This is a genomic window from Tepidiforma sp., assembly GCF_034433535.1.
In the GTDB taxonomy this organism is placed as follows: domain Bacteria; phylum Chloroflexota; class Dehalococcoidia; order Tepidiformales; family Tepidiformaceae; genus Tepidiforma.
Window position 1 is genome coordinate 1 of sequence record NZ_DAOUAO010000033.1, and the last position, 3652, is coordinate 3652.

The window sequence follows — 3652 nt, forward strand, 5'->3', positions numbered from 1 at the left end:
CCGGGCGCGCAGGGCCGCGGCGTGGGGCCGGCGCGCTTCGTCCTCGAACAGGTCGGCCAGCGTGATGACGTTCGCGCCCGGCGGGGCGGCGAAGTTCCGCGGCGTGCCGAGGTCGACCACGAGCTCCGCCGGAGGGAGCGCATCGAGGGGAATTTGCCCGGCCCCGGACCCGAGGCACCCGACGATTAGCCCGAAACGCCCGCCCTCGCGGGTGCGCCCGAGGGGCAGGAAACGGACGGGCTCGAGCCACGCGGGACAGCGGCGGGCGGCCACGGTCACCTCGAACCCCAGCCGGGCACCGCGTTCGGCGATGAGCCGGCCCATGGCCCCGGCGCCGAGCACCAGCAGGCGGCCATTCGATGGCCTTCCTGCCAGGGTGAGGGCGCGGTCGAGGAGGTGCCCCGCATGGCTGCGCCCGGGGAGCGCGGAACGGCGGAGCTCGCGAGCTGCCGCGAGGGCGATGTCGGCGGCCCGGCGGAGGGGTCCGCGTGCGTCCTGGAAGGCGGCCCGGACCTGCCCGAGGATCTGCGCCTCGCCCAGCACCACCGAGTCGAGGCCGGCCGCGACCCCGGCCAGTCGGCGGAGCGCGGCGACGCCTTCCGCGCGGACCGGCGCGTCACAGGCGCAGGTGGAGAAGCCGTAGGCCTCGAGGCGCTGGCAGCTGACGACGATGGCGTCGTCCGGGTGCGTCGCGGCGACGAGCGCGCGGAGCGCCGTCATCTCCGCGGCGTCGAGGGAGACGGTGCGCCAGGCACAGGCGCGGAACCCCGCCAGCCAGGCCGGTTCGGTGGTCATTGTTGACCAAGGATATCGAGATTATCTGGCGACGGAAAGGCCCTGCCGCATGCGCTGCCAGCGCAAGAGGTGCCCGAGCGCGACGCCGGCCCGGGCGATGCTCGGGTAGGTGGCGATGCCGGCGCGCCAGCACATCTCCTGGAAATCGAGCGACTGCTGGAACCCTTCGACGTTGGTGGCCGGGCGAATGGCGACGACGACGGGCTTCCCGGACTCCTGCTGGATGCGGCCGAGGGTTTCGGCCTGCCGCGCCATGCGGTTCCGGGGGTCGCCGAATCGCGCCGAAGGGCCGGAGCCGAAGCTGGTGTGGTAGAGGATGACGTGGATGTTCGGAGCGGCGGCAATCGGCCGGAGGGTGGCATCGAAGCCTTCGTCCTCCCACATGCTGGTGGTGTCGATCGGATTGCGGATGCTGGTGCCCGCCTCGTGGGTCACCTTCGCCAGCTCGGCCTGCGTTTCCGGGAGGAGCGGCGGCAGTTCGAGGCCGGCGGCATTGAGGTCGTCGGCAGCGAGCACGCTGGCGCCGCCACCGCCGCCCACGACGACGATGTTGGGGCCGCGGAGCTCGCGGACGAACTGGAAGGTCACGGCCATGTCGGTCAGTTCTTCGAGGCTCTCCACGCGGATGGCGCCGGCCTGGCGGCAGAGGGCATCGAACACCTGCAGCGAACCCGCCAGCGAGGCGGTGTGCGAGTTGGCCGCGCGCGAGCCCGCCTCGGTGCGACCGCTCTTGAGGATGACCAGCGGCTTCGTGGCCCCTGCGCGGCGAATCACCTGCGCCAGCCGCGGCCCGTCCTGGATACCCTCGAGGTAGGCCACGATGATTTCGGTTTCCGGGTCATCGGTGAGGTAGTCGAGGAAGTCGGCCGCCTTGAGGTCGGCGCCGTTGCCGAAGCTGATGACCTTCGAACATCGCACGCCCCGCGGGGTCGCGTAACGCACGAATTCGCCGGCGTTCATGCCGGATTGCGAGACCATCCCGACGGGGCCCGGCTCGGGTGGCTGCCCGGGCATCATGGCGAGGCGCGACGCCGGCACGTAGAGGCCCATGCAGTTGGGGCCGATGATGCGGATGCCCGCTTCCCGGGCGCGTGCGACGACCGCCTGCTCCATCTTCGCCCGCTCGACGTCGCCCGTTTCGGTGAACCCGGCCGTGAACAGGTGCAGCACCCGGACGTTCTTTCGAATGCAGTCTTCGAGCAGCTGCGGGACGGCCCGGGCGGGCACGGAGGAAATGACATAATCGACATCGTCCGGGATATCGAGGAGCGAGCGGTAGCACTTCAGCCCGCGGATCGCCGGGGCGGTGGGGTGGATCAGGTAGATGGGGCCGCGAAAGCCGATCTCCTGGAGCGATGCGACGAAGCCCCCGCCGCCGAACCCGGGGCCTTCCTTGGCCGAAACGCCGGCGATGGCGATGGACCGCGGGTGGAAGATGAAATCGAGGGCAGGGGCGTTGGTCATGTCGCTTCTCCGTGGGGGTTCGTAGCGCACGAAAAGCCCGGCAGCTGCGCCGGGCAGGGCCAGTCTACCAGAGCGCAGTGGTCCGGTCGGCCGTGACCCGCGTAAAGCCGGGCCGCGGTACACTTGCGCGCGGTTCACTGCCAGAAACTCCCCTGGGGGCGGTTCCGTTGGCCATCCTGCCCATCCGCCGCGCAGGCGACCCGGTTCTCCGCGAGCCAGCGAAGCGTGTCCGCACCATCGATAGCTCCATCCACAAGCTGATTGAAGACATGTGGGAGACGATGTACGACGCGCCCGGTGTTGGGCTGGCTGCACCGCAGATCGGGGTGCCGCTGCGAGTGATCGTGATCGACGTGCACGACGACGCATATCAGCCGATCGCGCTGGTGAACCCGGAAATCGTCAAGCGGTCCGGTCAGCGGATGTGCGATGAAGGGTGCCTTTCGGTCCCTGGTTTTCGCGGGAACATCCCGCGTTCGGTCCGGGTGGTTGCGCAGGGGACAGACCCCTACACCGGCAAGCTGGTCCGCATTAAGGCCGAGAACAACCTGATGGCCGAGGCGCTCGAGCACGAAATCGACCACATCAACGGCATCCTGTACATCGACTACCTCCCGAGCCCCGATGCGCTGATTCCCCTGAGTGATGCGCCGGAAGTCCGGGACTGAGGAGCCAGCATGCTTATCGAAACGATCGAAGCCCACGAAATTCTCGATTCCCGGGGGAACCCGACCGTCCGGGTGAGGGTGACGCTCGAGGACGGGTCGGTCGGCACGGCCGCGGTGCCCTCGGGAGCGTCGACGGGGGCGCACGAGGCGGTGGAGCTTCGCGACGGCGGTCCGCGCTACGGTGGGAAGGGTGTCGAGAAGGCCGTGCGCAGGGTCAACGAAGAGATTGCGGAAGCGCTCGAGGGCATGCCGGCCACCGAGCAGGCACTCGTGGACCGGCGCCTGTGCGAACTCGATGGGACGCCGAACAAGTCGCGGCTTGGGGCCAACGCCATATTGGGCGTCTCGCTGGCCGTGGCGCGGGCGGCGGCGGAATCGTACGGCATGCCGCTCTACCGCTACCTCGGTGGCGCCACGGCGCGGCGGCTCCCGGTGCCGATGTTCAACATCCTCAACGGCGGCAAGCATGCACCGGACAGCACCGACTTTCAGGAATTTATGGTCATGCCGGTGGGCGCCCCGACGTACAGTGAGGGTCTGCGGATGGCCGTCGAGGTGTACCACGCGCTCAAGACCGTCCTGCAGGACGCCGGGCACATTGTTTCGGTCGGCGATGAGGGTGGTTTTGCTCCTTCGCTGCCCGGCAACGAAGCCGCCGTCGAGGTGGTGCTCCAGGCGGTCGAACGGGCCGGCTATCGCCCGGGCGACGACATCGTGCTGGCGCT

At 69.5% G+C, this 3652-nt stretch carries 3 protein-coding genes and 1 pseudogene; 2 read left to right on the plus strand and 2 right to left on the minus strand.

Going from position 1 to position 3652, the window contains the following annotated elements:
* Positions 1 to 795 (minus strand): annotated as a pseudogene (locus VAE46_RS01835) (hypothetical protein); the annotation flags it as partial.
* Positions 796 to 816: 21 nt separating this feature from the next.
* A complete protein-coding gene (locus VAE46_RS01840; RefSeq protein WP_322795202.1) occupies positions 817 to 2259 on the minus strand; it encodes an acetate--CoA ligase family protein in 1443 nt (480 codons plus the stop codon).
* Positions 2260 to 2426: 167 nt separating this feature from the next.
* Here VAE46_RS01840 and def point away from each other — a divergent pair, with 167 nt between their 5' ends.
* Together def and eno are read left to right on the plus strand one after the other, a co-directional pair.
* Positions 2427 to 2927 (plus strand): peptide deformylase, encoded by a 501-nt coding sequence (def, locus tag VAE46_RS01845; RefSeq protein ID WP_322795203.1) that lies wholly within the window; start codon positions 2427 to 2429, stop codon positions 2925 to 2927.
* A gap of 9 nt (positions 2928 to 2936) precedes the next feature.
* On the plus strand, positions 2937 to 3652 hold a 716-nt coding region (gene eno / locus VAE46_RS01850; RefSeq protein WP_416223929.1), incomplete at its 3' end, for a phosphopyruvate hydratase.